We start from the raw sequence: 25,903 nt of genomic DNA, 5'->3' as shown, positions 1-25,903 counted from the left end.
CGCACCCGCCGCATGGTGACGCGCCACCGGTGTGCGCACGACGAACCGTCACCGGGTCGACGTAGGCTTTCCGTCGTGACCACCAGTCCCCCCGGAGCCACCGAGACCGAACTCGGCCGCACGCGCCGCGCCCGGAAGATCGGCCGGGTGCTGGCCGAGACCCACCCCGACGCGCACTGCGAGCTGGACCACACCAACCCGCTGGAGCTGGCCGTCGCCACGATCCTGTCCGCGCAGTGCACGGACAAGAAGGTCAACGAGGTCACCCCGAAGCTGTTCAGCCGGTACCCGACGGCAGCCGACTACGCAGGCGCCGACCGGGCGGAGCTGGAGGAGCTGATCCGGCCCACCGGCTTCTACCGGAACAAGACCGACTCGCTGATCAAGCTGGGCCGGGCCCTCGTCGAGCGGTACGACGGCCGGGTGCCGGGGAAGCTCGCCGACCTCGTCACGCTGCCCGGGGTCGGCCGCAAGACCGCCAACGTCATCCTCGGCAACGCCTTCGACGTCCCCGGCATCACCGTCGACACCCACTTCCAGCGGCTGGTGCACCGCTGGCGGCTGACCGACGAGACCGACCCCGTCAAGATCGAGCACGCGATCGGCGCGATGTACCCGAAGCGCGACTGGACGATGCTGTCGCACCGGATCATCTTCCACGGCCGGCGGGTCTGCCACGCCCGCAAGCCGGCCTGCGGGGCCTGCACTCTGGCGAAGCTCTGCCCGTCGTACGGCACCGGCCCGACCGAGCCGGCCCCGGCCGCGAAGCTGCTCAAGGGTCCCCGGGCGCGGGACCTGGCCGCCGCAGCAGGCGTCGACCCGGAGCTGGTGCCGCAGCAGGCGGTCGTGGCGGAGGTGCCGTGACGCGTCGCCTCGCCGCCCTCCTCCTGCCGCTGGCCCTGCTCGCCGCCGGTTGCACGGCCTCGACCGGCGACCCGGAGCCGCCCGGGCCCCGGAAGAACACCCGGCCGTCGCCGTTCGCCGCCTGCGCGGCCCTGACCGCGCCGCCGGCCACGGCCACCCCTCCCGGGTCCGCGCCGGCCACAGCCACCCCGACGCCGACTGCATCCGGGGCTGCGTCGGCCGGTGGGTCGGTGCTGCCCGAGTTGACGCTGCCCTGCTTCACCGGCGGCGACCCGGTCGCGCTGCCGGACGTCCGGGGGCCGGCCGTGATCAACCTGTGGGCGTCCTGGTGCGGGCCCTGCCGCAAGGAACTGCCCGCCTTCCAGCGGCTCAGCGAGCGCTCGGCCGGCCGGCTCCAGGTGGTCGGGGTGAACGCCCGGGACGCCCGGGACGCCGCCCAGTCGATCGGCGAGGACTTCGGCATCCGCTTCCCCGTCCTGTTCGACCAGGGCGACAGCCTGAGCCGGGGGCTCAACCGCAACGCCATCCCGCTGACCGTGTTCGTCGACGCCGACGGCCGGGTCCGGCACGTCGACGCGTCCGGGGCGCTGGACGACGCCCGCCTGGCCGAGCTGGTCCGCCGACACCTCGGGCTGGAGGTGTCCGCGTGACCCGGCAGCCCCCGCCCTGGATCGACCCGTTGCTGGCCCGGCTCGGCACCGCGCGGGCCGAGGACTTCACCCGGATCGCCACCCCGAGCAGCGGTGGTCGGGAGAGCGCCGTGCTGGTGCTGCTGGCCGAGGAGCCGGGGGCCGGCCCGGACGTGCTGGTCCTCCAGCGCGCCGCGACCCTGCGCAACCACGCCGGGCAGCCGGCCTTCCCCGGCGGGGCGGCCGACCCGACCGACGTGGACTTCGCCGCCACCGCGCTGCGGGAGGCCAACGAGGAGGTCGACCTCGACCCGGCCAGCGTCACCGTGCTGGCCGAGCTGCCGAAGCTGTGGATCCCGGTCAGCGACTTCGTGGTGACCCCGGTGCTCGGCTGGTGGCACCGGCCGCACCCGGTGCACCCCCGGGAGCCGGCGGAGGTCGCGCACGTCGCCCGGCTGCCGGTCGCCGAACTCGTCGACCCGGCCAACCGCATGCGGGTACGCCACCCGAGCGGCTGGATCGGCCCGGCCTTCTCGGCGCGCGGCATGCTGGTCTGGGGCTTCACCGCCGGGGTGCTCGCCACCCTGCTGGAGATGGGCGGCTGGGCCCGACCCTGGCCGCGCGACCGGGTCGTGGACCTGCCGCCCACCGGTGCCGCCCCGGCGCCGTCGGCCGGCACCGACTCCGTCGACGAGATGGCCGGCCCGCTCACCTGACGTCACGTTCCGCGAGCAGCGGTCCGCCGCCGAGCCCGGTGCCCGTACCCTTGGGGCGTGTCCGCCGTGGATCTCGTCCTGCTACTGCTCATGCTCGTGTTCGCGATCAGCGGATACCGTCAGGGCTTCGTCATCGGGGTGCTGTCGTTCTCCGGCTTCTTCCTGGGCGCCCTGGTCGGCCTCCAGGTCGGCCCGCTGCTGGCCCGCCAGTTCACGGACAGCGGCGCCCGCGTACTGATCTCCCTCGTCGCGGTCTTCGGGCTGGCCGTGGTGGGCCAGGCGCTGGCCGGTTGGGTCGGCTCCCACCTGCGCCAGACGATCACCAGCGAAGTCGGCAGGCGGGCCGACGACATCGGCGGGGCGCTCGTCTCGCTCGTCGCCGTCATGCTGGTGGCCTGGCTGGTGGCCGTGCCGCTGGGCTCGTCGTCGCTGCCCTGGCTCGCCTCCTCGGTGCGCAACAGCGCGCTGCTCACCGTGGTCGACCGGGTGCTGCCGGACAAGGCGCAGGAGCTGTCCAACGCGCTGCGGGACACGGTCGACACGAACGGCTTTCCGGACGTCTTCGGTGACCTCGCGCCCACCCGCGCCCGGCAGGTCGACCCGCCCGACCCGGCGCTCGCCGGTTCCCAGGTGGTCGCCAACGGCCGGCGCTCGGTGGTCAAGGTGCTGGGCTCCGCGCCGAGCTGCGCCCGCCGCATCGAGGGCTCCGGCTTCGTGTACGCCGACGACCGGGTGATGACCAACGCGCACGTGGTGGCCGGCACCCGGTCGGTGGCCGTGGAGCTGGACGGCAACCGGTACGACGGGGAGGTCGTCGTCTACGACCCCGACCGGGATCTGGCCGTGCTGCGGGTGCCGGGCCTGCCCGGCCCGTCCCTGCGCTTCGCCGCCAGCAACGCGGGCAGCGGGGCGGACGCGGTCGTGCTGGGCTTCCCGCTGGACGGGCCGTACAACGCCCAGTCGGCCCGGGTGCGGGACGTCGACCGGATCACCGGGCCGGACATCTACTCCTCGGGCGACGTCACCCGGGAGATCTACACGATCCGGGCGCTGGTCCGCTCCGGCAACTCCGGCGGCCCGCTGCTCTCCTCGAACGGCCTGGTGCTCGGGGTGATCTTCGCGGCGGCGGCGGACGACCCGAACACCGGCTTCGCGGTGACCGCGGCCGAGGCCCGCCCGGTGGCGCTGGCCGGCGCCGAGCGCACCCGCGCCGTCGGCACCGGCGACTGCACCTGACCCGGCCAGCGGCCCGCGGCCCCGGTCAGGCTGCGGGGACCTTGGCCGTCCGGCCGGCGGCGGGCAGCTTCTCCCGGCCCCACCGCACCCCGCGGTCCAGCACCGCCCGCGCCATGATCAGCACACAGGTGCCGCCGTTGAGGAACGACGCCACCACGTCGCTCGGGTGGTGCATGCCCCGGTACATCCGGGTCAGCGCGACGCCGACGGGCACCAGCACCAGCAGCGTCCACAAGGCGACCTTCGCCGGGGCGCTGCGCGCCCGCAGGGCCAGCAGCACCGCGATGCCGACGTAGAGCGCCACGGCGGCCGAGGTGTGCCCGGACGGGAAGCTGGAGGTGGGCGGGGAGGTGTCCATGTGCTCGACCGCCGGGCGGCGGCGGTCGATGGCCATCGTGGTCAACAGGAAGACCAGGGCCTGCGCGCTGACCGCCGCGCACAGGAAGACCGGTTCCCGCCAGCGGTGCAGCACCAGCCGAAGGACCACCGCCACGATCACGGTGACCAGCACGATGGCCGGGGTGCTGGCCAGCGTGCTGAACACCAGCGAGACACCGTTCCAGCCCTCCGTGCGGTCGGCGGCCAGCTCGCGGTTGACCGCGTCCTCGACGGTGAACGGCCAGGTGCGCTCGAACACCCGGGTGACGAGTGCCCCGAGCAGCACCATGACGGAGAGCAGCAGGCCCACGGGGAGCAGCACCCGCTTGAGGCTCTGAACCAGCACATCGGACATGGCCCCGCCAGTACCCGACCGGGTCTGTCGCTACGCCTGACCGCCGCCCGGACCCGGCAGGCCCGCCCCGTCGGCCAGTTCGGGCTCGACGCCCTCCGTCGCCGGGTGCGACGGGCGGCGGCCCGTGTGGGCCCGCCAGGTGCGGAAGGCGGCCGTCGTGGCGGCCACCGTCGCAGCACCCAGCAGCCAGCCGCCGACCACGTCGCTGGTCCAGTGCACGCCCAGCGCCACCCGGCTCACCCCGGTCAGGCCCGCGACCACGACGGCGGCGGCCCACAGCGTCCACCGTGCGGCGGGACGCTCCCGGGCGTACGGGAGGAAGATCAGCAGCAGCACCCCGGCGGCCAGGGTGACGTTCAGCGCGTGCCCCGAGGGGAACGAGTACCCGGCGGCCCGGGCCACCGGGTCGAGCAGGTCCGGCCGGTCCCGGCCGACCAGCAGCTTGAGCAGCGCGTTGAGCAGCCCGCCCACGGCCATCGTGGTGACCGCCCACCAGGCCAGCCGCGGGGCGTGCCGGGTGAACAGCCACACCACCACGGCGAGCACGGCGACCCGCAGCGGGCCCGGGCCGAAGGCGTGGGTCCACACGGTCAGGAATCCCACCCAGGCGGGATGGTCGACGGCGTACCCGTGCAGGGCGTGGGTCACCGAGGCGTCCAGCCGGTGCAGCGGCGCCCAGGAACCCAGCACCAGCAGGGCGAGCAGGGCGAACGGCACCAGGACCAGGAAGGCAGCGGCGGCGGCGAGGGTGAGCCGCAGCCCCAGCGACCGGTCCTGGTCGAGGCGGCGGGCCCGCCACGACGGGGACGTCGACCCGGGGGTGTGCTGACCGGACGTACTCATCCCGCATCCCTACCCGGCCGGGCGCCGGATCAGGCCGACCGGCGCGATGGAATCCGACGGCGACGACCGGTCAGCGGACCGACCGGCGGCGGCGACGGGTCACCAGCACGGCCCCGGCGGCCAGGGCGGCGAAGACGGCGACGCTCGTCCAGAGCCGTTCCGGGTCGGAGCCGTCCGGCCCGCCGGCCGGCCGGGCCGTCCAACGGGTCTGCTGGCGGGGCGCGGTGAAGCCGAGCGGGTCCGCGCCGGCTCCGGCGACCGGCTCCTTCTCGGCGGTGCCGGGCGCCGGGCCGAAGCCCACCACGCCGGGGGAGGAGTTGTCGTCGAGCGGGTTGCGCCGCACCGCCGGCACGTCGGCGGTGAGCGCGGCGACCGGGTCGACCATGCCGTACCCGAAGCGGTCGTCGCGGCCGGCGGGCCCGATGTCCCGCGCGGTGCTGATCAGGCGGTTCACCACCTCGCCGGCGGACATCTGCGGCCAGTGGGCCCGGACCAGGGCGGCGGTGGCGGCGACGAGCGGGGTCGCGAAGCTGGTGCCCTGCACCCGCCAGTACCCGCCCGGCCGGGCCCCGACCAGGCCGGTGGCCGGCGCGGTGAGGATCGTGGCGGGGCCGGTGATCGAGCCGGACCAGAGGCTGTCGCTGGCGCGTTCCAGGCCGGCGACGGCGATCACGCCCGGCTCCCGGGCCGGGTACCAGACCTTGGTGTCGGAGGACGCGGCCAGGTTGCCGGTGCAGGCGACCACCACCACGTCCCGGGCGAACGCGTAGTCCAGCGCCGCCGCCAGGGCGGGGCTGTCGCCGCTGCCGCCGAGGGACAGGTTGATCACCCGGGCGCCGTTGTCCACGGCCCAACGGACCCCCTTGGCGACGATCAGCGCGTCGTCGTACCGGTTCTCGTCGTCGAGGACCCGCACCGGGAGGATCTTCGCGTCGGGGGCCAGCCCGACGGCGCCGCGCTTGTCGTCGTCGCGCCCGGCGATCAGGCCGGCCACCGTCGTGCCGTGCCCGACCGGGTCCGGGCCGTCGTCGTTGCTGCCGTCGTCGACCAGGTCGATGCCGGGCAGCACCTGACCGGCCAGGTCCGGGTGCGAACCGTCCACCCCGGAGTCGATCACCGCTACGGTGACGCCGCGCCCGGTCGAGGTGCGCCAGGCGACTGACGCCCGCAACTCGCCGAGCTGCCACTGCTCGTCGCGGACCTGGTCGGCACGGGCCGGCGTGTCCACCGGCGACACCCGCCAGGGCGCCGCCCCGGCCGGCGGCGCGGCGAGCGGCGCGAGCGCCACAGGGCGGGCCGGCGCGGCGAGCGCCGACGGCGGAACCGGACCGATGAGCGACACCGCGAGCGCCGACGCGCCGAGCAGCGCGTGGCGGGTGAACCGTCGCGCCGTCGTCGAACAGCCCTGCCGATCCCCAGTCACATTCCCAGCCATTCATCGCGGCGGACACATGCTGTTCGGAGATTACCGGTTTTCCCCTCCGCCATACGCCGATCCCGCAACAGGTCACCGGAGCGCCGCCGGCCCGGGGCGGTGCCGGCGTTCACTGCGGAGGGAGATGGGCCAGCTGGACCAGGCGTACGCCCTCCCGCCGGGTCACCAGCCGGGCCCGTCCGGGCGGGAGCGGGCCGGGCCGGACCTGGCCGACCAGCGGCCCCTCGTCCGGGCTGCCGGCCATCACCAGGCCGGGGGCGGACAGCTCGCGCAGCCGCTGGAGGAACTGGTCGTAGCCGCGGGTCGCGCCGCCCGCGCGGCGGGCCAGCACCAGGTGCAGGCCGATGTCCCGGGCCTGCGACAGGTACTCCTCCAGCGCCCGCAGCGGGTTGACCGGCCCGCTGGCCACCAGGTCGTAGTCGTCGACCAGCACGAACAGCTCCGGCCCCGACCACCACGACCGCTCCCGCAGCTGCGCCGGGGTGATGTCCGCGCCGGGCAGCCGGGCCTGCATGTACCCGGCGGCCGCCTCGACCAGGTCGGCGGTGCGAGCGGCGTCGGTGCCGTAGCCGATCCGGTGCTCCGTCTCGATGGCGCCGAGCAGGCTGCGCCGGTAGTCCACCAGGATCACCCGGGCCTGGTCGGGGGTGAACCGGCCCACGACGGTGGAGGCCAACGCCCGCAGGAACGACGACTTGCCGCACTCGGCGTCCCCGAAGACCAGCAGGTGCGGTTCGGTGGCGAAGTCGAGCACCACCGGGCGCAGGTCCGCCTCGGCGATCCCGACCGGCAGCGCCAGCCCGGTCGTGCCGGCCAGGTCCAGCTCCGCGTACGGCAACACCGGCGGGAGCAGCCGGACCCGGGGCGCGACCGGCCCGGTCCACGCCCCGGCGACCGCCTTCACCAGCGTGGCGGTCTCCCCGTCCGGCCCGGCCAGCCGGGGCAGCGCGGTGAGGAAGTGCAGGCCCTCACCGGTGATGCCCCGGCCGGGCGTCTTCTCCGGCACGCCCGCCGCAGCCGGCCGCCGGACCAGCAGCGAGTCCGACGGGTCGCCGAGCCGCAGCTCCAGTCGGGAGCCGAACAGGTCCCGGACGGCGGGCCGGAAGTCCGTCCAGCGCAGCGCGCTGGCCACCACGTGCAACCCGTACGACAGGCCCCGGGCGGCCAGCTCGGTGACCAGGGGTTCCAGGTCGTCGTACTCGGCGCGCAGGGCGCCCCAGCCGTCGACCACCAGAAACACGTCGCCGAACGGGTCGGTGTTCGGCTGGCCGGCGGCAACGAGGGCGGCCCGCCGCTGCCGGTACGCCGCCATCGACTCCACCCCCAGCGCGGCGAAGCGGCGCTCCCGGTCGGCCAGCAGGGTGGCCATCTCACCGACGGTACGCCGCACGGCGGTCGGGTCGGTCCGGCCGGACACCCCGCCGACGTGCGGCAGGTCGCGCAGCGCGGCCAGGCCCCCGCCGCCGAAGTCCAGGCAGTACACCTGCGCCTCGACGGGCGTGTGGGTCAGCGTCAGCGCGCAGACCAGCGTGCGTAGCAGGCCCGACTTGCCGCTCTGCGGGCCGCCGACCACGCCGACGTGCCCGGCCGAGCCGCCGAGGGCCAGCCAGAGCAGGTCCCGACGCTGCTCGAACGGCTTGTCGACGACGGCCACCGGCACCTGGAGCGCGCCGTGCAGCTCCGGGTTGGCGGAGCCCAGCCCACGCCCCGGGTCGGCGCCGATTGGCCCGAGCAACTCGTCGAGGGTGGGCGCGTCGCCCAGCGGCGGCAGCCACACCTGGTGGGCCGGTGGGCCCTGCCCGGCCAGCCGCTCCACCAGCACGTCGAGGAGGCTCGCGGCGCCGGTGTCCGCCTCGGCGGCGACCGTCGGGGCGGCCGGCTCCGACACCGGCACCGCGTGGGTGGAGAAGGCGAGCAGGCGGGGCACGCCGGCCCCGCCGCGCCCCGCCGCGCCGTCGGGGCGGCGCAGCGCCCCGGAGACGTACGCGGCCTTGAAGCGCATCAGCGGCTCGGTGCCGAAGCGCAGGTAGCCGTGCCCCGGCGAGCGGGGCAGCTCGTGCGCGTCGGGCACCCCGAGGACCGTCCGCGACTCCAGCGCCGAGAAGGTGCGCAACCCGATCCGGTACGACAGGTGGGTGTCCAGGCCGCGCAGCCGCCCCTCCTCCAGCCGCTGGCTGGCCAGCAGCAGGTGCACCCCCAGCGACCGGCCGAGCCGGCCGATCTGCACGAACAGGTCGATGAAGTCCGGCTTGGCCGAGAGCAGCTCGGAGAACTCGTCGCAGATCAGCAGCAGCGACGGCAGCGGGGCCAGCGGATTGCCGGCGGCCCGGGCCCGCTCGTAGTCGCGCAGGCTCGCGAAGTTCCCGGCCCGGCGCAGCAGCTCCTGCCGGCGGACCAGCTCCCCGTTGATGGCGTCGACCATCCGGTCCACCAGCGGCAGCGCGTCGGCCAGGTTGGTGATCACCGCGGCGGTGTGCGGCAGCCGGTCGAACGAGGCGAAGGTGGCCCCGCCCTTGAAGTCGACCAGGACGAAGTTGAGCTGCTCGGAGCTGTGCGTGGCGGCCAGCCCGAGGACCAGGGTGCGCAGCAGCTCGGACTTGCCGGAGCCGGTGGCCCCGATCAGCAGCCCGTGCGGGCCCATCCCGTCCTGGGCGGACTCCTTGAGGTCCAGCTCGATCGCCCCGCCGTCGGTGCCCACCCCGATCGGCACCCGCAGCCGGTCCCGGGCCGACCGGGGCCCCCAGCCCTGCTCGGCGCTGAAGCCGGCCGGGTCGCCGATGCCGAGCAGCTCGGGCAGGCCCAGTTCGGCGTTGACCGGGGCGTCCGGACCGCGCACGGCGGTGGCCAGCCGCAGCGGGGCCAGCCGGCGGGCGACCGCCTCCGCCTCGGCGGGTGTCAGCCGGTCGGCGTTGCCCACCTCGGCGTGCCCCTCGACCGAGTGCGAGTGCAGCCGGCCGCCGCGCAGGTCGAGCAGGAGGGCGTACCGGTCGAGCAGGCGCGGCGGCGGGGTGTCCAGGTCGACGACGGTGACCGCGTCGATGCCGCCGTCGCCGACCAGGTCGGTGGCGCCGGTGAGGTCGCCGCCGTCGAGCACCACCACGACGTGTGGGCCGTCGGTGGCCGGCCCGGCCGGGCTGAACCGGGACCGGCTGGCCAGCACGTCGTCGAGGAGCCGTTCCAGCTCGGGGGCGGAGCTGGTGACGAGGCGGACCGGGCCGACGGCGTCGACGCGGGTGGGGTGGTGGGCGTGCGGCAGCCACTTCACCCATTCCCAGAGGGCCCGCCGCTCGGGGCCGGCGCAGACCGCGACCAGCAGCTCGTCCGGGGCGTGGAAGACCGCGAGCTGGGTGAGCAGGGCCCGGGCCAGGGCCTGGGCGTCGGGCGAACCGGTGTCGGGCCGCACGCGCCCGTCGGTGCCCCGGACGGCCGACTCGCCCCGGACGTGGACCCGGGCGAAGCTGCGCAGCGACAGCGCCACCGGCAGGTCCGGCACCACCGAGTACGCGTCGAGGAACCGGCGCAGCGCGCCGGCGGTCATCGGCTCCAGCTCCTCCAGCGGCCGGGTGACCGGCGGAACCAGCGGGGTGGCCAGGGTCTGCGGGCCGAGGCCCACCCGGACCACGGCGAAGTCCGGGTCGGCCGGCCGGCGCTCCCAGACCCGGTGGCTGTCCACGGTCGACCAGAGTCGGCCCGGGTCGGGGTGCCGGTAGTGCAGGCCGTCCCGCTGCTGCCCGGCGGTCCGCCTGACCCGCTGGCGCAGCGCGGTGAGGTGCCGCAGGTACTCCCGCCGGGCGGCCATCATCTCCGACTTCTTCGGGGTGCCGGAGGCGCTGCCCCACGAGGTCACCAGCATCGCCACGGAGGACAGCCCGAACATCCCCCCGACCACGTACGAGTAGGCCCCGCCGCCCCGGCCGAACATCATCGCCATCGCGACTGTCCCGCCCAGCATGGGCAGCACCATCAGCCCCTGCTGCCAGCGGGTGCCGGTGACGGCGGGGATCTCCGGCGGCGCCTCGACGGGCAGCTCGCCGACGGGGATCTCCGGCGCGGGACGCCGGGGCGGCCGCTTGATGACGACAGTGGACACTCGCCCTCCCCAGAACGCTCGGTGACCCGAGCCTGGCTCATGGTAGGTAAAGTCCTTCCGTCCGCGCAGCCGCCGCCCCCCTTGATATGGAGATGCGCCGATGACATCCGGGTTGGCCCGTGTCACGATCAGCGCCCCCCAGCGCCGGGTCGACGTCGCCCTGCCGGAGCAGGTCCCCCTCGTCGAGCTGCTGCCCGAGGTGCTCCGGCACGCCGGCGAAGGGCTGGCCGACGACGGGGAGCGGCACGGAGGCTGGGTGCTGCGTCGCGCCGACGGCGCGGTGCTGCTCACCGCCCAGGCGCTGCTGCCCCAGGGGGTCCGCGACGGCGAGGTGCTGCACCTGGTGCCGGCCCGCGCCGAGTGGCCCGAACTGGAGTACGACGACGTGGTCGAGGCGATCGCCGACGGGGCCCGCCGCCGGGGCGCGGCCTGGTCGCCGGCCGCCACCCGGGCCGCGACCCTGGCCGGGGCGGCCGTCCCGCTCGCCGTCGGGCTGCTCGCGGTGCTCGCCGCCGGGCCCGGGCATCGGGCCGGCTGGCCGGTCGCGGTCGCGGTGGCGCTGCTGCTCACCGTCGCCGGCACGGTCGCCTCCCGGGCGTACGGCGACGGCGCCACCGGCGCCACGCTGGGCGGCTACGCCCTGCCGTACGCCGCCGTGGCCGGCGCCCTCGCGGTCAGCTCCGGCGACCAGGTCGGTGCGTTCCCGCCGCTGCGCTGGCTGGGCGCCCCCGAGCTGCTGGCCGGCGCGGCGGCGCTGCTGCTGGTGGCGATGTTCGGCCTGTTCGGGGTGGCCAGCCGGGTCCGGGTCTTCGTGGCCGGCGCGACCGCCGGGGCGGCCGGCGCGCTCGTCGCGCTCGGTGGGCTGGCGCTGCCGGCCGAGGGCGCCGCGGCGGTGCTGGTCTGCGTCCTGGTCTTCGCGTTGGGCGGGCTGCCGTTGCTGGCCATCCGGCTGGGCAGGCTGCCGCTGCCGCCGATCACCCTGCCCGGCGACGGGAGCCCCGGCGCCGAGGCCGCCCGGGACCTGCCGGACCGGGCCCGGGTGTACGCCGCCGTGGCCCGGACCGAGGAGATGCTGACCGGGATGCTGCTCGGGCACGCCGTGCTGGCGGCCGGGGCGGCGGTGGTGCTCGCCGTGACGGGCGGGACGGCCGGGCGGCTACTGGTGGCGGTCGCGTCCGCCGTGCTGCTGCTGCGCTCCCGGCTCTTCGTGGCGCTGCGCCACCGGGTGCCCCCGGTGGCCGCCGGGCTGGCCGGGGCCGCCCTGCTCGGCGGGGTGCTCGCCGTGGGCTCCGGCCAGCCCGGGAGGCTGCTGCTGGCCGCCGGCGGGCTGGTCGTGGCCCTGATCGCCGTGGCCGCCGGCACCACGTATGCCCGGCGGCCCGTGTCGCCGTACGTCGGTCGGCTGGCGGACCTGACCGACACCGCGCTGGTGGTCTCCGTGGTGCCGGTGGCCTGCGCGGTGCTCGACCTGTACGAACGGGCCCGGGGGCTGCTCGGCTGAGCGGCTCCCGGGCCCGTCGGCGTCTGCCGGTGGTGTCAGTGCGTGGACTCGCCGCGCTCCTCGGCCTCCCTGGCCCGCCGGTACGAGTTGTGGATCTCGGCCTCGGCCTCGACCCGGCCGACCCAGGTCGCGCCCTCGACCGACTTGCCGGGCTCCAGGTCCTTGTACACCTCGAAGAAGTGCTGGATCTCCAGCCGGTCGAACTCGCCCAGGTGGTGGATGTCGCGCAGGTGCTCCTGACGCGGATCCTCGTAGGGCACGCAGAGGACCTTGTCGTCCCCGCCCTTCTCGTCGGTCATCCGGAACATGCCGATGGTGCGGCAGCGGATCAGGCAGCCGGGGAAGGTCGGCTCGGGGACCAGCACGAGCGCGTCCAGCGGGTCGCCGTCCTCGCCCAGGGTGCCCTCGATGAACCCGTAGTCCGCCGGGTACTGCGTGGACGTGAAGAGGGTGCGGTCCAGCCTGATCCGGCCGGTCGCGTGGTCCACCTCGTACTTGTTGCGGTGACCCTTGGGGATCTCAACCGTGACGTCGAAATCCATCTTCCACGCTCCCTCGTCTGCCCACGCTGGCTAACGGAAACCAGTGGCGCCGCTCCCCAGGACAGGTGAATGCCTACCCGCCTGCTCCGGCCGCCGCATAGTCTTCGGACCGAAGTAGTGTCACCCAAGCTGTTTTCCGTGTGGGAGGAGGGGGCCGTGGGGAGGGAAGATTCACACTACCGTCCGGAGGGGGTTGACGGGCGGAAGGGCGGACATCCGCGCTCCGGGGGCGCGACCGGGCGGGTCCCGGTGCCCGAGGCGCACCTGCCCCGTACCCCCGTGCCGCCCCCCGCCGACGGCATCGACCCCGATGCCACGGTCCAGCTCACCAGGTCCGGGGAGCGGCCCCCACCGCCCATGTGGCGGCCCCCGGACCGGGCGCCCGTGGCCGACCGGTTGCCGGCTTCGGCCGGCCCGACCGCCGGCTTTGCCGCCCCCGTGCCGCAACCGGGAGCGGGAGGCGCCGGCGAACCGCCGGCCGGGCCGGCCCCGGAGTACGGCCGGCCGCCGGCCCGCCGCCGCCTCCCGCTGGCCGTCCTGGCCACGGTGCTGCTGCTCGCCCTGGTCGGGGCCGGGCTGGCGGTGGTCCGGCCCGGTCCGGTCGCCGGCTGGCTCGGCGCGGACCGGCCCAGCCCGCAGGCGCCCGCCGAGGCCGCCGAGCCGGAGCCGGTACCGGTGCTCGCCGGCCCGGACGGCAACGCCCCCGAGCCCACCCCGGACGGGGTGCGCGCCGCACTCGAACCGCTGCTGCGGGCTCCCGAACTGGGCAGCCGGGTCAACGTGTCGGTTGCCGACGTGACGAGCGGCCGGTCGCTCTACTCGCGGGGCGGCGACGCCGGCACCGTCCCCGCCTCGGTGACCAAGCTGGCCACCGCCGTCACCGTGCTGGGGGCGCGCGGGCCGGACCACCGCATCCCCACCCGGGCGGTGGCCGGCGCGAACCCGGGCGAGGTGGTCCTCGTCGGCGGCGGCGACCCGACCCTCGCGGTGGACGGCGACGGCTTCTACCCCGACGCGGCCCGCCTCGACGACCTGGCCAAGCAGGTCAAGCAGGCGCTCGGCGGCACCGCGCCGACCCGGGTCGTCGTCGACTCCTCGCTCTTCCCCGGCCAGGTGTACGGCCCCGGCTGGGACTCGGACATCCCCACCGGCGGGTTCGGCGCGGCGATCAGCGCGCTGATGACCGACGGCGCGCGCCGGGACCCGCAGGCCGCGAAGAAGAACTTCGACACCAGTCACGGCTGGGCGGAGCGGGTCCCACAGCCCGACCTGGTGGCCGGCCGCGCCTTCGCCAGGCTGCTCGGGCTGACCGGCGCCGCCGCCGAGGTGAAGCGGGACACCGCCCCGTCCGCCGGCGCGGCCCCGTCCGCCGCTGCCCCCGCGCCCGGCGCCGAGCTCGGCAAGGTCGAGTCGCTGCCGATGATCCGGCTGGTCGATCTGATGATCACCGACAGCGACAACGTGATCGCCGAGGCGCTGGCCCGGCAGGTCGCGCTGGCCCGCGACCAGCCGGCGTCCTTCGTCGGCGGGGCGGCGGCGACAGACATCGTGATCGGCGAGCTGGGCCTGTCGGCCGACGAGATCACGCTCTCCGACGGCAGCGGGCTGTCCCGGAGCAACCGGATCAGCCCCTCCCTGTTGACCGACCTGATCTCGCTCGCCGGCAACGGCACCCACCCGGAGCTGGCCGCCATCTTCGGCGGCCTGCCGGTCGCCGCCTGGTCGGGCACCCTCGGCGGGCGGTACCAGGTGCCGGCCACGGCGGCCGGGGCCGGCGTGGTCCGGGCCAAGACCGGGACGCTGACCCGGGTGCACGCCATCGCCGGGCTGGTCACCACCGCCGACGGCCGGCTGCTCACGTTCGCCGTGCTCACCGACCAGACGCCGCCCGACTCCCTCGACGACACCCGGCGTGCCCTCGACCGGATCACCTCGGCGCTGGCCCGCTGCGGCTGCCGCTGAACCGACCCGGGCCCTTTTGTGGTGCCATGTCCTGTCGGCGGCGAAAGGTGGGGGTGTTCCGGCGCGGGTACGGTGGGTGCATGGCGCAGTTCGTGGACTGGGATCTGGCCGCCGCGACCGCGGGGGCGTTGAGCAAGTCGGGGCCCCGGGTGTCGTACTCCGAGGCCACCGAGGTGGTCTCCGAGCTGCGGCGACTGACCGACGAGGCGGCCGGGCACGTGGCCGACTACACCGGGCTCCGCTCGCAGGTGGCGCACCCACCGGTGCGCGTGGTGGACCGGCGGGACTGGGCGGCGACCAACATCGCCGGCCTACGTGAGGTGATCACCCCGCTGGTCGGCCGGCTCTCCGGCGACAAGCAGCCCGGCCCGCTCACCGAGGCGATCGGCTCCCGGGTCACCGGGATCCAGGCCGGCACCGTGCTTGCCTACCTGTCGGGCCGGGTCCTCGGCCAGTACGAGGTCTTCTCCGGCGACCCCGGCCAGCTGCTGCTGGTCGCGCCGAACATCGTCGAGGTGGAGCGGAAGCTGGGGGCCGACCCGCGTGACTTCCGGCTCTGGGTGTGCCTGCACGAGGTGACCCACCGCACCCAGTTCACGTCGGTGCCCTGGATGCGGGCGTACTTCCTCGGCGAGGTGCAGGCGTTCGTGGACGCCTCGCAGGGCGGCGAGCACCTGGTCGAGCGGCTGCGCCGGGGGGTGGCCACCCTCTCCGACGTGGTGAAGGACCCGGAGAGCCGGGCCAGCGTGCTGGACATCGTGCAGACCCCCGCCCAGCGGGCCGTACTCGACCGGCTCACCGCACTGATGACCCTGCTGGAGGGGCACGCCGAGTTCGTGATGGACGGCGTCGGCCCGCAGGTCATCCCCAGCGTCGAGCGGATCCGGGCCGGGTTCAACCAGCGTCGGGAGTCGGGCAACCCGCTGGAGAAGGCGATCCGCAGGCTGCTCGGCGTCGACGTCAAGATGCGCCAGTACGCCGAGGGCCGCAAGTTCGTCCACGGCGTCGTCGAGCGGGTCGGCATGGACGGCTTCAACAAGATTTTCGGCTCCCCGCTGACCCTGCCCCGGCTCAATGAGCTCGGCGACCCGGACGCCTGGGTCGCCCGGGTGCACGGGCCGGCCGGCGCCACCCCGACGGTCGGCTGACCGTACGCCGATGGCCGCGCTCGCCCCGTCGGTCGCCGCGGTCCGACTCGCGGTCCGCCGCGCGCTGACCGCGCTGGCCGGGGACGGGCCGGTGCTGGTCGCCTGCTCGGGCGGGGCCGACTCGCTCGCCCTGGCCGCCGCCACGGCGTTCGTCGCGCCCCGGCTCGGCCGGCGGGCCGGACTCGTCACCGTCGACCACGCCCTCCAGGCCGGCTCTGACCGGCGGGCCGCCGCCGTGGCGGACTGGGCGGCCACGGCCGGGTTCACGCCGGCCGAGGCGGTCCGGGTCGACGTCGCCGGCCGTCCCGGTGGGCCGGAGGCAGCCGCCCGCCAGGCCCGCTACCAGGCGCTGGTCGAGGCGGCCCGGCGGCACGGGGCGGCGGCACTGCTCACCGGGCACACCCGCGACGACCAGGCGGAGACGGTGCTGCTCGCGCTGGCCCGGGGCGCCGGCCCGCGAGGGCTGGCCGGGATGCCCCCCCGCCGGGACCTGTCCGGGGTGCCGCTGCTGCGCCCCCTGCTCGACGTGACCCGGGAGCAGACCCGCAAGGCGTGCGCCGCCCTCGGGCTGACCCCGTGGGAGGACCCGCACAACACCGACCCCTCGTACGCCCGGTCCCGGGTCCGGGCCGACGTGCTGCCCGCGCTGGTCCGGGCGCTCGGCCCCGCCGTGCTGGACAACCTCGCCCGGACTGCCCGCCTGGTGGCCACCGACACCGCCGCCCTCGACGCCCTGGCCGCCGCCGCCCTGGCCCCGCCTGACCCTGCGGTTCTGGCCGATCCGGCCGCCGCCGTCGGCGGGGCGGGCGGGCCGCCGCCGGCGGATGTGCGGGTGCCCGGGGGCGGGCTGTCGGTCGAGGGGCTGGCCGGGCTCGCCCCGGCGGTCCGGACCCGGGTGTTGCACGCCTGGGCCCGGGAACTCGGCGCGGCGCCCGCCGCGCTGTCCCACCGGCACGTCGCCGCGCTGGACGCGCTGGTCACCGACTGGCGGGGACAGGGCGCGACCCATCTGCCCGGTGGCATCCGGGTGGTCCGCCGCGCCGGCCGGCTCGCGGCCACCGACCCGATTGCCTGACGGCTCGCCGCCACCGACCGGGCCGACCGAGCGGCTGAGGTCGGCCGCTTGGCTGTTGGCGGTGGGCGGGAACCGGCCGGCGGCGGTGGTCAGCCGGTCGTAGCGCGGTCGCGGAAGGTGGCCCGGTAGGTGTGCGGGGTGGTGCCCAGCCGGCGGGTGAAGTGGTGGCGCAGGGTCGCCGCGTCGCCGAAGCCGGCCCGGCCGGCCACGCCCTCCACGCTCAGGCCGGTCTCCTCCAGCAGCCGCCGGGCCAGCAGCACCCGCTGGTTGGTCAGCCAGTCGTGGGGCGTGGTGCCGGTCTCGGCGCGGAACCGGCGGGCGAAGGTGCGTGGGGTCATCCCGGCCCGGGTGGCCAGCCCGTCGACGGTGACGGGGCGGTCCAGGTGACCCATCAGCCACTCCAGCACCGGTTCCAGGGTTGGTGCCTCGGGGGCCTTCGGGATGGGCGCCTCGACGTACTGGGACTGGCCGCCGTCGCGGTGCGGCGGGACGACCATCCGGCGGGCCAGCCGGGTGGCGGTGGCCGAGCCGTGCTCCTCACGTACCAGGTGGAGACAGGCGTCGATGCCGGCGGCCGTGCCGGCGCTGGTGAGTAGCCGGCCGTCGGCCACGTAGAGCGAGTTGCACCGGACCCGGGCCCGGGGGTGGCGGCGCTGCAACTCGTCGACGTACCGCCAGTGGGTGGTGCACTCCCGGTCGTCGAGCAGCCCGGCCGCGCCGAGCACGAAGGCCCCGGAGCAGACGCTCAGCACGTACGCGCCGCGCGCGTCGGCCCGGCGCAGCGCGTCCAGTACGGCGGGAGGCGTGGCCGTGTCGCCGCTGTGCGCGGGCACCGCGACCAGGTCGGCGTCCTCGATGGGCCCGAGGTCGGCGTGCGGGGTGAGGTGGAACCCGGCGGAGGTACGCACCTGGGCGCCGTCGGACGTGCAGACGGTGAACCGGTAACCGGGGAAGCCGTCGGCGGTCCGGTCGGTGCCGAAGACCTCGGCGAGCACCCCCAGCTCGAACGGGGCCACCCCGTCGAGCGCGAGGACGGCGACGGATCGGAGCATGTGACGAGGGTAACCGTACGGGTGGCAGAAAATCGAGGTCGGGTGGCATAACTGCCACTGTCCGGTGTGTGAGCAGGCGCGCAGACTGGTTCCAGTCCGGTGCGCACCGGCGGCGAAAACATCCGAAAACCCCGCGAAAGCGAGCGCCGCCATGGCCTTCCTGCCGTTCCTGCTCTTCCTGCTCCTCCTCGTCGTCGCGTCGGCCTTCGGCCTCGTCGCCGACACCCGGGACTCGGCCGACTGGAAGCCCACCGACGAGGGTCGCCGGTGGCGATCCAGTATCTGCTGACCCGGTTCGCGCCGGATGCGTAGAAAATCCCGGCGGGACCGCGTCGAAAGGGGCGGCCCCGCCGACGAAGGGCATCCGGCGTACGGCAGGCTAGGAGTCATGGCTGACGGCTCCTGGTACGACGCCGACATCGACCACGTGATCATTTCCGAGGCGCAGATCCGCGAGAAGACGGCGGAGCTGGCCAAGCAGGTCTCGGCTGACTACGCCGGCGTCGATGGGCTCCTGCTCGTCTGCGTGCTCAAGGGCGCGGTCATGTTCATGGCCGACTTCGCCCGGGCGCTGGGCCGGCAGGGCCCCCCCGCCGAGCTGGACTTCATGGCCATCTCGTCGTACGGCCAGGGCACCACCTCCTCTGGCGTGGTCCGGATCCTCAAGGACCTGGACCGCGACATCGCCGGACGGCACGTGGTGGTCATCGAGGACATCGTCGACTCCGGGCTCACCCTCTCCTGGCTGCTGCGCTACCTGGAGTCGCGCTCGGCGGCCAGCGTCGAGGTCGTCGCCCTGTTCCGCAAGCCGGACGCGGTCAAGGTCCCGGTGCCGGTGAAGTACGTCGGGTTCGACATCCCGACCGAGTTCGTCGTCGGCTATGGCCTCGACTTCGGCGAGCGGTACCGCGAGCTGCCCTACGTCGGAGTGCTCAAGCCCGAGGTCTACGCCCGGGCGTGAGGCCCGTTCGTCCGGCACCCGTCAAGCGGACGTTCAGCGCGCTCTCAGCTGATCGGTCTACGGTAGGGGTCGGTGGTGTGGAGTTGCCCTCTACGCCCGGTCCTTCGACCCGCTTGACCGGGCGGTCGGATGGCCGGGTGCAGAACTCCCGCCACGCCGGCTGAAACCCGGTTCGCCTTACGCGTAACTGCTGGGCTCGCAGGCTCACATGTCGCGCGCACGGTGTACCGTCGAGTGACCGTGGTGCGGCAGTTGCGCGCCCCGGGGTCGAGGCCGGCCCGCACGGCGGCTCCGGCCGCCGCCTCGGCGGCGACAAGCCATTCAGACGGTCAGGACGTCGATCAGGAGGATGCGGGCGCCTCGGCGCTCGACGACAGCATGGAACGTACGCGTTTCTTCCGCCGACCGGTGGTCTGGATCATCCTGGTCATCCTCGGCGCCGTTGTGCTCAGTCAGCTGTTCACCAGTGGTCCCAGCTACCACCGCGTGGACACTTCCGTTGCGCTCGACCAGCTGCATACCGCCAAGATCAAGAAGGCGGTCTTCCAGGACAAGGAGCAGACGCTCCAACTCGACCTGGAGAGCAAGACCAAGTTCGGTGATACCAACACCGATCGGATCGAGGCCCAGTTCCCGTACGAGGTGGGCGGCCAGGTCTGGAACGAGGTCCTCGACGCCAAGGCGGCCAACCGGATCACCGGACCGGCCGACACCAAGGTGTCGTCCGACAGCGTCTGGGTGAGCCTGCTGGTCAACCTGCTCCCCATCGCGTTGCTCGTGCTCCTGCTGCTGTTCTTCATGTCGCAGATGCAGGGCGGCGGCTCCCGGGTGCTCAACTTCGGCAAGTCCAAGGCGAAGATGATCACCAAGGACACCCCGAAGACGACCTTCGCGGACGTCGCGGGCGCCGAGGAGGCCGTCGAGGAGCTGCACGAGATCAAGGACTTCCTGCAGAACCCGGCGAAGTACCAGGCCCTGGGCGCCAAGATCCCGAAGGGCGTGCTGCTCTTCGGTCCGCCCGGCACCGGTAAGACGCTGCTGGCCCGCGCCGTCGCCGGCGAGGCCGGGGTGCCGTTCTACTCGATCTCCGGCTCGGACTTCGTGGAGATGTTCGTCGGCGTCGGCGCCAGCCGGGTCCGTGACCTCTTCGAGCAGGCCAAGACGAACGCCCCGGCGATCGTCTTCGTCGACGAGATCGACGCCGTCGGCCGCCACCGCGGCGCCGGCATGGGCGGCGGTCACGACGAGCGCGAGCAGACGCTCAACCAGCTGCTCGTCGAGATGGACGGCTTCGACACCAAGGGCGGGGTCATCCTGATCGCCGCCACCAACCGGCCGGACATCCTCGACCCGGCGCTGCTGCGCCCGGGCCGCTTCGACCGGCAGATCCCGGTGGACGCCCCCGACATGGAGGGCCGCAAGGCGATCCTGCGGGTGCACGCCAAGGGCAAGCCGTTCGCCCCCGACGTCGACCTCGACGCGGTGGCCCGGCGGACCCCCGGCTTCAGCGGCGCCGACCTGGCCAACGTGATCAACGAGTCCGCGCTGCTCACCGCCCGCAAGGACCAGCGGGCGATCAGCAACGACTCCCTGGAGGAGTCGATCGACCGGGTGATTGCCGGCCCGCAGCGTCGGACCCGGGTGATGGGCGACCAGGAGAAGAAGATCACCGCGTACCACGAGGCCGGGCACGCACTGGTCGCCTGGGCGCTGCCGCACGCCGCGCCGGTGCACAAGGTGACGATCCTGTCCCGTGGCCGCTCGCTGGGCCACACCCTGGTGCTGCCGACCGAAGACAAGTACACCCAGACCCGCGCCGAGATGATCGACACCCTGGCGTACGCGCTGGGCGGCCGGGCCGCCGAGGAACTGGTGTTCCACGAGCCGACCACCGGTGCCGGAAACGACATCGAGAAGGCCACCGGGCTGGCCCGCGCGATGATCACCCAGTACGGCATGAGCTCCAAGCTCGGCGCGATCAAGTACGGCACCAGCGGGGACGAGCCGTTCCTCGGCCGCAACATGGGCCACGAGCGGGACTACTCCGACACGGTCGCCGCCGAGATCGACAACGAGATGCGGGCGTTGATCGAGCTGGCCCACGACGAGGCCTGGGAGATCCTGGTGGAGTACCGGGACGTCCTGGACAGCATCGTGCTCGAGCTGATCGAGAAGGAGACCCTCTCCACGGCCGACATGGCCCGGATCGCTGCTCGGGTGGTGAAGCGCCCGCCGATGGCCCCGTACAACGGCTTCGGCAAGCGTCAGCCCTCCACCGAGCCCCCGGTGCTCACCCCGACCGAGAAGGACGCGCTCAAGGCGCAGGCCCAGGCCGACGGCGCTTCCGTCGGCGGCGGCACGCCCAGCTCGAACAACTCGGACGGTACGCACTGAGCACCGACCCGAAGGTCGGTCCCGAGGTTCTCACCCAGGGAGCCTCGTCGACCGAGCCCGATACCGACGGGCTGGACTACCTCGCCGCGCGCCTGGTCAACGGCAAGTTGACCGGGCGACCGGTCGAGGAGGCCGTCGACCTGCCCCGGATCGAGAAGGCGGTACGCGAGATCCTGATCGCGGTCGGGGAGGACCCCGACCGCGACGGGCTCGTCAAGACCCCGGCCCGGGTCGCCCGCGCGTACGCCGAGCTCTTCGCCGGCCTGCGGGTCGACCCGGCGCAGGTGCTCAGCACCACCTTCGAGGCCAACCACGAGGAGTTGGTGCTCGTCCGGGACATCGACGTGATGAGCCTGTGCGAGCACCACCTGCTCCCGTTCCGGGGCAGCGCCCACATCGGGTACATCCCCGGAACGGACGGCCGGATCACCGGCCTGTCCAAGCTGGCCCGGCTGGTCGAGGTCTTCGCCCGCCGTCCCCAGGTGCAGGAGCGGCTCACCTCGCAGATCGCCGACCTGCTCATGAGCAAGCTGGCCCCGCGCGGCGTCGTGGTGGTGCTCGAGTGCGAGCACATGTGCATGGCGATGCGCGGCATCCAGAAGTCCGGGGCGAAGACCATCACCTCGGCGGTGCGCGGGACGCTTCAGTACGACGCGAAGTCCCGGGCCGAGGCGATGGCGCTGATCATCCACCGCTGACCGCGGGGATTTCCCAGGCGGAGGCCACCGGGTAGCGCCGCGTTCGACCCGCCGGGCGGGTCAGCCGGCCAGCATCGCCAGAACGAGCCCCGCTGTGGTCGACACCGCCGGGACGAGGCACACCAGGGCACCCCACCGGGGCGTCCGGTCCAACCGGCCACCGGTCGTCGGGTCCGGCAACGTACCCGGGCTCGACGTCCGGTGGGTGGCTTCCCCGGCCGCCGCAGGACCGGTTGCCCCGTCGAAGAGCCGGCCGACGGCGAGCCAGCCGGCGACGAAGGCAGCCGCCGGCATCGGCACCCCGCAGACCAGGGCGGCCACGCTCGCTGGACCGGTGCCGGTGGCCAGGTAGAGCGCCACCTGGAGCAGCGGTACGACCAGCGCCAACGGCCCGTACACCAGCAGGTTGCGGACCCGCGGCGGCCAGACCGCCGGGCGGAGCGTGCTGCGCGCGGCCAGCACGCCGTCCGCCGCGTCCGCCCAGTCCCGGGCCGCCCGCAGCGCGCCCAGCACCGCCGTCGGCCCAGCCACCATGCTCCGGGCCGCCTCCGTCAGCTCGGGCGGCGACGGCATCAGCACCATCGGGGGTACGCCCAGCTCCCGCAGCCGGGACCGCTGCGGGGCGAGTCGCTCGCGTACCGCGGTCAATTCCTCCCGGGCGGCCTGGACCGCGCGGGCCTGCTCCGTCGCGGCGGTCGCCGCGCCCCGGCGTACGCCGTCGAGCTGCCGGGCAGCGGCGACATACTCCGTCCAGGCGGCCGCGCCGTCGGCGGGACGGAGCGGCGCGGGATCGGCACCGGAGCGCTGCCTGGCCGGGGCGGCAGCCGTCGCCGTATCGGCGACGCTGGTCGGCTCCCGGCTCATCCGCTCTCCCCGGTCCCGGTGGCGTCGGCCCTGCTGCCGTCCCTGGCCCTGCTGCCGTCGCCGGCCCTGTCTGTGGCCTCGGCCGCGTCCGCGCCTCCGGCCTCGTTCGCGGCGTCGGTCCCGGGTGCGGTCTTGTTCGCGGCGTCGGTTCCGTCCTCGGGGGCGGTTCCGTTCGCGGCGTCGGGCCCGTTCGCGGCGTCGGGCCCGTTCGCGGGGGCGGTTCCGTTCGCGGCGTCGGGCCCGTTCGCGGCGTCGGGCCCGTTCCCGGGGGCGGGTCCCGCCGAGGGCTCGGCGAACGGCACCAGGAGGACGCCCCGCTCGTCCGGGCCGTCCCAGAGCACGGCCCGGTTCGTGCGGGGACGCCACTGCACCGGGTGGCCGAACACCGCCGCGAGCTGCGTCCCCGGCACACCCACCGCCACGACGGCAGCGAGTTTGTCGACCTCGTCCCCGGCCTGGATGACCGCCGTGAACGGCGGCACCGTGCGCCACCAGCCGAGCAGGTGCCGACCGGCCGGAGGGCCCTCCCGCAGCAGGGCCCGCAGCCGGTCCGGCGGCAGTTCCTGCGGGGCGGGTCCGTCGAGACCGAAGACCACCAGGTATCCCGGCTCGTCGACGTCCAGTGCGGCGAGCAGGCCCGGCAGGCCGACCCGGTCCACCCGATGCTGGCCGGCGAGGTCGCTGGCGAGCGCGTCGGCCACCGGCACCGCATCGGCGCAGAGCGTGGCCACGACGAACCGTCCCGTGCCGGGCCGGTGGTGCGCGGCGACGCTGCGGGCCGCAGTCGCGAGCAGTGTGGCGGCCTCCGCCCCTGGGCCAAGGACTGCGATGTTGCGGCCGGCGGCCGGGCCGATCGGCACCGCCACCGTCGACCGGGACAGGTCCACCGCACGGCCGAGCAGGGCAGCCGGACCTCGCGCCCGGCCCGCGAAGGCAGCCCGGTAGCGGGGATCGTTGCGCAACAGCGGACGCGCCCAGCCGGCGAAGACGACCGGGGGCGCGGACCGCTCTGCCCGGGCCTCCCAGAGCCGGTGCCGCAGCTTCGCGATACTCTCCGGGGCCTCGTGCGGGTCGGGGAACCGGACCATCCGTTCGTGCCCCCGGGTCGCGCCCCGGGGCCCGCCGAGCCCGCCCGCCGTGTTCACCACCGCACTGCCCACCGGCAGGCCGGCGGCGGCGTCGTTGCTCGGCTCCAGCACCGGGCCGCCGCCGGCCAGCGCCACCCGCACCGGAAACTGCCCGAGCATCGAGTCGCGGGTCGTCTGCCCACCGGCGATCCCGAGGTCGCCCTCCCCGGCCAGGACCAGGTGGACGCCGTACGCCCGGCCCGAGCGAGCCAGGGCGTCCAACCGGACTGTCGCCTCGGCGGCCAGCCAGTCCCGGTCCGCGAGGAGCAGCGGGAAGTTGTCGATCACACACACCACCCGGGGCAGGGGCTGGTGCTCCCGCAGGGCGGTGAACCGCTGCCCGCCGGCGCGCTGCCCGGCCTCCTCCCGCCGCCGGGCTTCCTCGGTCAGCTCACCGAGGAGGTCCAGCACGTACTCCCGGTCGGCGGCCATCCCCGCCGTACGGACCTGGGGCACCCAGGACCGGTCCCGCTCGGTCTGGAGAAACTCCGCGAACGACTCACCCTCGCCGAGGTCGGCCAGGTGCAGGACCAACTCGTCCGGGCCGTACCGGGCGGAGAGACCGAGCAGCACGTTGGTGAGGAAGGCGGCGCGGCCTGCGGCGGACCGGCCGCTGACCAGCCAGTGCGGGGTCAGTTCGGTGAAGCCGACGGTCACCGGCCGGCCGCCGGCGTCCCCGACCGTGGTGGCGATCCCCTCCGCCGAACTGGCCGTGCACAGTGGCTCGTCCGGGTCGGGGAGAAGGTTGGCCAGGCTGAGCCGGGAGCCGGCCTCCACCTCCTCGGCGAGCCGCCGGCAGACCTCGTCAACCAGTGCCGGGGGTGGATCGTCGTCGACGAAGACAGGCGAGTTGAGCCCTCCGGGCGCCTCCGCGCCGGGGCTGGCGAACGAGGTGCCGGGAGGGTCACCCAACAGCGAGTACGCGTTGCGCACGGACAACGGGGTGGCCTGTGGCAGGGGGGCGCGGGTCGCGTACGGGCCGGCCGGGGGCCACCCCGCAACGACAAGGTGCAGCCCGGCGGCACGTCCCTGCTCGGCCAGCGCCTCGATCCGCCCCAGGTCGGTCGGCCCGGTCAGCTCGGGTAACGCGGCGACGACCAGCAGCAGCGTGCGGTCGTGGCGGCGCGGCCGGCCGGTGCCCGGAGCCACCCACTGTTCGGCCTCGGTGAGTACCGCCCGTAGCCCGGCAACGTCCACCGCCGGTGGGGGCAGCAGCCCGGCGTCCGCGAGCGCCGCGAACGGCGCGAAGGTGGCGGGCGGGGCGGCGGTCTGCCCCGCGCCCACACTGGTGCGAACCGCGTCGCTGGTGCGAACCGCGTCGCTGGTGCGGACCGCGTCGCTGGTGCGAGCCGCGTCGCTGGTGCGGACCGCGTCGACGGGGCGGACCGCGTCGCTGGTGCGGACCGCGTCGACGGCGCGGACCAGCAGGCAGCCGGCGGGCGTCGCGGCGAGCAGCCGCAGCAGGATCGCCCGGAGCAGCCCGGCCACCCGCGGATCACGAGAGTCGGTATCGATCGCCAAGTGCCCAGTGCCGAGCAGCGGCACCAGCGCGGGGAAGCGTGCGTCCTCCAGCGGGGCGCCGGTGCCGACCCGGATGAAAGCCGGTGGCCCCTCTCCCGAGGGAGTCTCCGCAGCGATCGTCTCCAGCGGTTCCCCCGCCCAGCCCGGCGCCAGCAGGGCCGCCGCGCTACGGAGCCGGTCCGCGAGCTCGTACTGCCGGCGCTGGTCGGCCGGCGCGGGCCGGGTCTCGTCCAGGATGCCGGACGCTGCGGCGGCCGTCGCCTCCGCCCTCCGGTGCAGGGCAGCGGCGCGGTTTGTGCGTGTCCTTGGACCGGCCACCGCGTCCACCCCTCTTCCCGAGGTTCGCAACCCCTCCCCGCGCAGTGACCGTATCCCAGGTCGCCAGCCCTCTCCGGGATGCGCCACGGCGGTGCGCCCACACGCCGAGTGATTACCGGCACGGCAGTTCCCGGTGGTAGCGCGGGGCGGCTTCCTCGCGCTGAGAGCGGCGGTCTTCTCATCCCGGCTCGGCC

The 25,903-nt window shown here is 74.9% G+C and carries 19 protein-coding genes and 1 pseudogene; 12 read left to right on the top strand and 8 right to left on the bottom strand.

Translation table 11 applies throughout. The features are described 5' to 3' along the window. Positions 1 to 12: 12 nt before the first annotated feature. From nth to GVV04_RS09330, 4 genes are read left to right on the top strand one after another with little or no spacing between them, the layout of a single operon-like run. Positions 13 to 864 carry an endonuclease III gene (gene nth, locus GVV04_RS09345; protein ID WP_201753024.1) on the top strand — a complete coding sequence of 284 codons (852 nt, stop codon included), beginning with the start codon at positions 13 to 15 and terminating at the stop codon, positions 862 to 864. After that, complete coding sequence (locus tag GVV04_RS09340; RefSeq protein WP_161686527.1) at positions 861 to 1,514, top strand: TlpA family protein disulfide reductase; 654 nt, start codon at positions 861 to 863, stop codon at positions 1,512 to 1,514. Before nth ends, GVV04_RS09340 begins: the two co-directional genes overlap by 4 nt. Beyond that, positions 1,511 to 2,209, top strand: coding sequence for an NUDIX hydrolase (locus tag GVV04_RS09335; protein WP_161686525.1), 699 nt, complete (start codon positions 1,511 to 1,513; stop codon positions 2,207 to 2,209). The genes GVV04_RS09340 and GVV04_RS09335 overlap by 4 nt, the downstream gene beginning before the upstream one ends. 57 nt (positions 2,210 to 2,266) lie before the next feature. After that, a complete protein-coding gene (locus GVV04_RS09330) occupies positions 2,267 to 3,445 on the top strand; it encodes a MarP family serine protease (protein WP_161686523.1) in 1,179 nt (392 codons plus the stop codon). A 25-nt stretch (positions 3,446 to 3,470) separates the two neighbouring features. Here GVV04_RS09330 and GVV04_RS09325 read toward each other — a convergent pair whose 3' ends face one another. The 4 genes from GVV04_RS09325 to eccCa all read right to left on the bottom strand — a co-directional run bounded on the left by GVV04_RS09325 (position 3,471) and on the right by eccCa (position 10,546). Beyond that, positions 3,471 to 4,178, bottom strand: a complete 708-nt coding sequence (locus GVV04_RS09325; RefSeq protein ID WP_161686521.1) for a phosphatase PAP2 family protein — start codon at positions 4,176 to 4,178, stop codon at positions 3,471 to 3,473. Between the two features lie 30 nt (positions 4,179 to 4,208). Further along, positions 4,209 to 5,021 carry a phosphatase PAP2 family protein gene (locus GVV04_RS09320; RefSeq protein WP_161686519.1) on the bottom strand — a complete coding sequence of 271 codons (813 nt, stop codon included), beginning with the start codon at positions 5,019 to 5,021 and terminating at the stop codon, positions 4,209 to 4,211. A 70-nt stretch (positions 5,022 to 5,091) separates the two neighbouring features. Beyond that, positions 5,092 to 6,456 carry a type VII secretion-associated serine protease mycosin gene (gene mycP, locus GVV04_RS09315; protein WP_161686517.1) on the bottom strand — a complete coding sequence of 455 codons (1,365 nt, stop codon included), beginning with the start codon at positions 6,454 to 6,456 and terminating at the stop codon, positions 5,092 to 5,094. Positions 6,457 to 6,565: 109 nt separating this feature from the next. Then, positions 6,566 to 10,546, bottom strand: a complete 3,981-nt coding sequence (gene eccCa / locus GVV04_RS09310; RefSeq protein WP_161686515.1) for a type VII secretion protein EccCa — start codon at positions 10,544 to 10,546, stop codon at positions 6,566 to 6,568. Between the two features lie 100 nt (positions 10,547 to 10,646). On the opposite strand from eccCa, the gene eccD reads away from it, so the two are divergent. Beyond that, positions 10,647 to 12,047, top strand: a complete 1,401-nt coding sequence (eccD, locus tag GVV04_RS09305) for a type VII secretion integral membrane protein EccD (RefSeq protein ID WP_161686513.1) — start codon at positions 10,647 to 10,649, stop codon at positions 12,045 to 12,047. 35 nt (positions 12,048 to 12,082) lie between these two features. Here the strand turns inward: eccD and GVV04_RS09300 are convergent, their stop codons facing one another. Further along, positions 12,083 to 12,589 carry an inorganic diphosphatase gene (locus GVV04_RS09300; protein WP_161686511.1) on the bottom strand — a complete coding sequence of 169 codons (507 nt, stop codon included), beginning with the start codon at positions 12,587 to 12,589 and terminating at the stop codon, positions 12,083 to 12,085. Positions 12,590 to 12,745: 156 nt separating this feature from the next. On the opposite strand from GVV04_RS09300, the gene dacB reads away from it, so the two are divergent. From dacB to tilS, 3 genes are all read left to right on the top strand, one after another. Further along, positions 12,746 to 14,551, top strand: coding sequence for a D-alanyl-D-alanine carboxypeptidase/D-alanyl-D-alanine endopeptidase (gene dacB, locus GVV04_RS09295; RefSeq protein ID WP_161686509.1), 1,806 nt, complete (start codon positions 12,746 to 12,748; stop codon positions 14,549 to 14,551). Positions 14,552 to 14,631: 80 nt separating this feature from the next. Continuing rightward, the gene (locus GVV04_RS09290) at positions 14,632 to 15,699 is read left to right on the top strand and encodes a zinc-dependent metalloprotease (protein ID WP_161686507.1); all 1,068 of its coding nucleotides are present in this window, start codon (positions 14,632 to 14,634) and stop codon (positions 15,697 to 15,699) included. Between the two features lie 10 nt (positions 15,700 to 15,709). Beyond that, complete coding sequence (gene tilS / locus GVV04_RS09285; RefSeq protein WP_161686505.1) at positions 15,710 to 16,774, top strand: tRNA lysidine(34) synthetase TilS; 1,065 nt, start codon at positions 15,710 to 15,712, stop codon at positions 16,772 to 16,774. Positions 16,775 to 16,863: 89 nt separating this feature from the next. Here tilS and GVV04_RS09280 read toward each other — a convergent pair whose 3' ends face one another. After that, positions 16,864 to 17,826, bottom strand: a complete 963-nt coding sequence (locus GVV04_RS09280; RefSeq protein WP_161686503.1) for a GlxA family transcriptional regulator — start codon at positions 17,824 to 17,826, stop codon at positions 16,864 to 16,866. 151 nt (positions 17,827 to 17,977) lie between these two features. On the opposite strand from GVV04_RS09280, the gene GVV04_RS32160 reads away from it, so the two are divergent. From GVV04_RS32160 to folE, 4 genes are all read left to right on the top strand, one after another. Beyond that, positions 17,978 to 18,115, top strand: a complete 138-nt coding sequence (locus GVV04_RS32160) for a hypothetical protein (RefSeq protein WP_201753022.1) — start codon at positions 17,978 to 17,980, stop codon at positions 18,113 to 18,115. A 99-nt stretch (positions 18,116 to 18,214) separates the two neighbouring features. Beyond that, positions 18,215 to 18,787 (top strand): hypoxanthine phosphoribosyltransferase, encoded by a 573-nt coding sequence (gene hpt, locus GVV04_RS09275; protein ID WP_161686501.1) that lies wholly within the window; start codon positions 18,215 to 18,217, stop codon positions 18,785 to 18,787. Between the two features lie 378 nt (positions 18,788 to 19,165). Further along, a complete protein-coding gene (ftsH, locus tag GVV04_RS09270; protein ID WP_161686499.1) occupies positions 19,166 to 21,181 on the top strand; it encodes an ATP-dependent zinc metalloprotease FtsH in 2,016 nt (671 codons plus the stop codon). Between the two features lie 71 nt (positions 21,182 to 21,252). After that, positions 21,253 to 21,879 carry a GTP cyclohydrolase I FolE gene (folE, locus tag GVV04_RS09265; RefSeq protein ID WP_161686810.1) on the top strand — a complete coding sequence of 209 codons (627 nt, stop codon included), beginning with the start codon at positions 21,253 to 21,255 and terminating at the stop codon, positions 21,877 to 21,879. Between the two features lie 60 nt (positions 21,880 to 21,939). On the opposite strand, the gene GVV04_RS09260 is transcribed toward folE, so the two are convergent. After that, the gene (locus tag GVV04_RS09260; protein ID WP_235965738.1) at positions 21,940 to 22,743 is read right to left on the bottom strand and encodes a hypothetical protein; all 804 of its coding nucleotides are present in this window, start codon (positions 22,741 to 22,743) and stop codon (positions 21,940 to 21,942) included. Positions 22,744 to 23,033: 290 nt separating this feature from the next. Then, positions 23,034 to 25,718 (bottom strand): annotated as a pseudogene (locus GVV04_RS09255) (FtsK/SpoIIIE domain-containing protein); the annotation flags it as partial. Between the last annotated feature and the right edge of the window lie 185 nt (positions 25,719 to 25,903).

The organism is Micromonospora rubida (assembly GCF_009908295.1).
Classification (GTDB): Bacteria; Actinomycetota; Actinomycetes; order Mycobacteriales; family Micromonosporaceae; genus Micromonospora; species Micromonospora rubida.
This window is presented reverse-complemented; position numbering and strand designations above follow the sequence as displayed.

What these genes read in the sequence shown, in the direction of transcription:
- nth (WP_201753024.1), top strand. Translation starts at nt 13, where the DNA reads ATGGTGACGCGCCACCGGTGTGCGCACGACGAACCGTCACCGGGTCGA.
- GVV04_RS09325 (WP_161686521.1), bottom strand. Translation starts at nt 4,178, where the DNA reads ATGTCCGATGTGCTGGTTCAGAGCCTCAAGCGGGTGCTGCTCCCCGTG.
- GVV04_RS09320 (WP_161686519.1), bottom strand. Translation starts at nt 5,021, where the DNA reads ATGAGTACGTCCGGTCAGCACACCCCCGGGTCGACGTCCCCGTCGTGG.
- mycP (WP_161686517.1), bottom strand. Translation starts at nt 6,456, where the DNA reads ATGGCTGGGAATGTGACTGGGGATCGGCAGGGCTGTTCGACGACGGCG.
- eccD (WP_161686513.1), top strand. Translation starts at nt 10,647, where the DNA reads ATGACATCCGGGTTGGCCCGTGTCACGATCAGCGCCCCCCAGCGCCGG.
- GVV04_RS09300 (WP_161686511.1), bottom strand. Translation starts at nt 12,589, where the DNA reads ATGGATTTCGACGTCACGGTTGAGATCCCCAAGGGTCACCGCAACAAG.
- GVV04_RS09290 (WP_161686507.1), top strand. Translation starts at nt 14,632, where the DNA reads ATGGCGCAGTTCGTGGACTGGGATCTGGCCGCCGCGACCGCGGGGGCG.
- tilS (WP_161686505.1), top strand. Translation starts at nt 15,710, where the DNA reads ATGGCCGCGCTCGCCCCGTCGGTCGCCGCGGTCCGACTCGCGGTCCGC.
- GVV04_RS09280 (WP_161686503.1), bottom strand. Translation starts at nt 17,826, where the DNA reads ATGCTCCGATCCGTCGCCGTCCTCGCGCTCGACGGGGTGGCCCCGTTC.
- GVV04_RS32160 (WP_201753022.1), top strand. Translation starts at nt 17,978, where the DNA reads ATGGCCTTCCTGCCGTTCCTGCTCTTCCTGCTCCTCCTCGTCGTCGCG.
- hpt (WP_161686501.1), top strand. Translation starts at nt 18,215, where the DNA reads ATGGCTGACGGCTCCTGGTACGACGCCGACATCGACCACGTGATCATT.
- ftsH (WP_161686499.1), top strand. Translation starts at nt 19,166, where the DNA reads ATGGAACGTACGCGTTTCTTCCGCCGACCGGTGGTCTGGATCATCCTG.
- GVV04_RS09260 (WP_235965738.1), bottom strand. Translation starts at nt 22,743, where the DNA reads ATGAGCCGGGAGCCGACCAGCGTCGCCGATACGGCGACGGCTGCCGCC.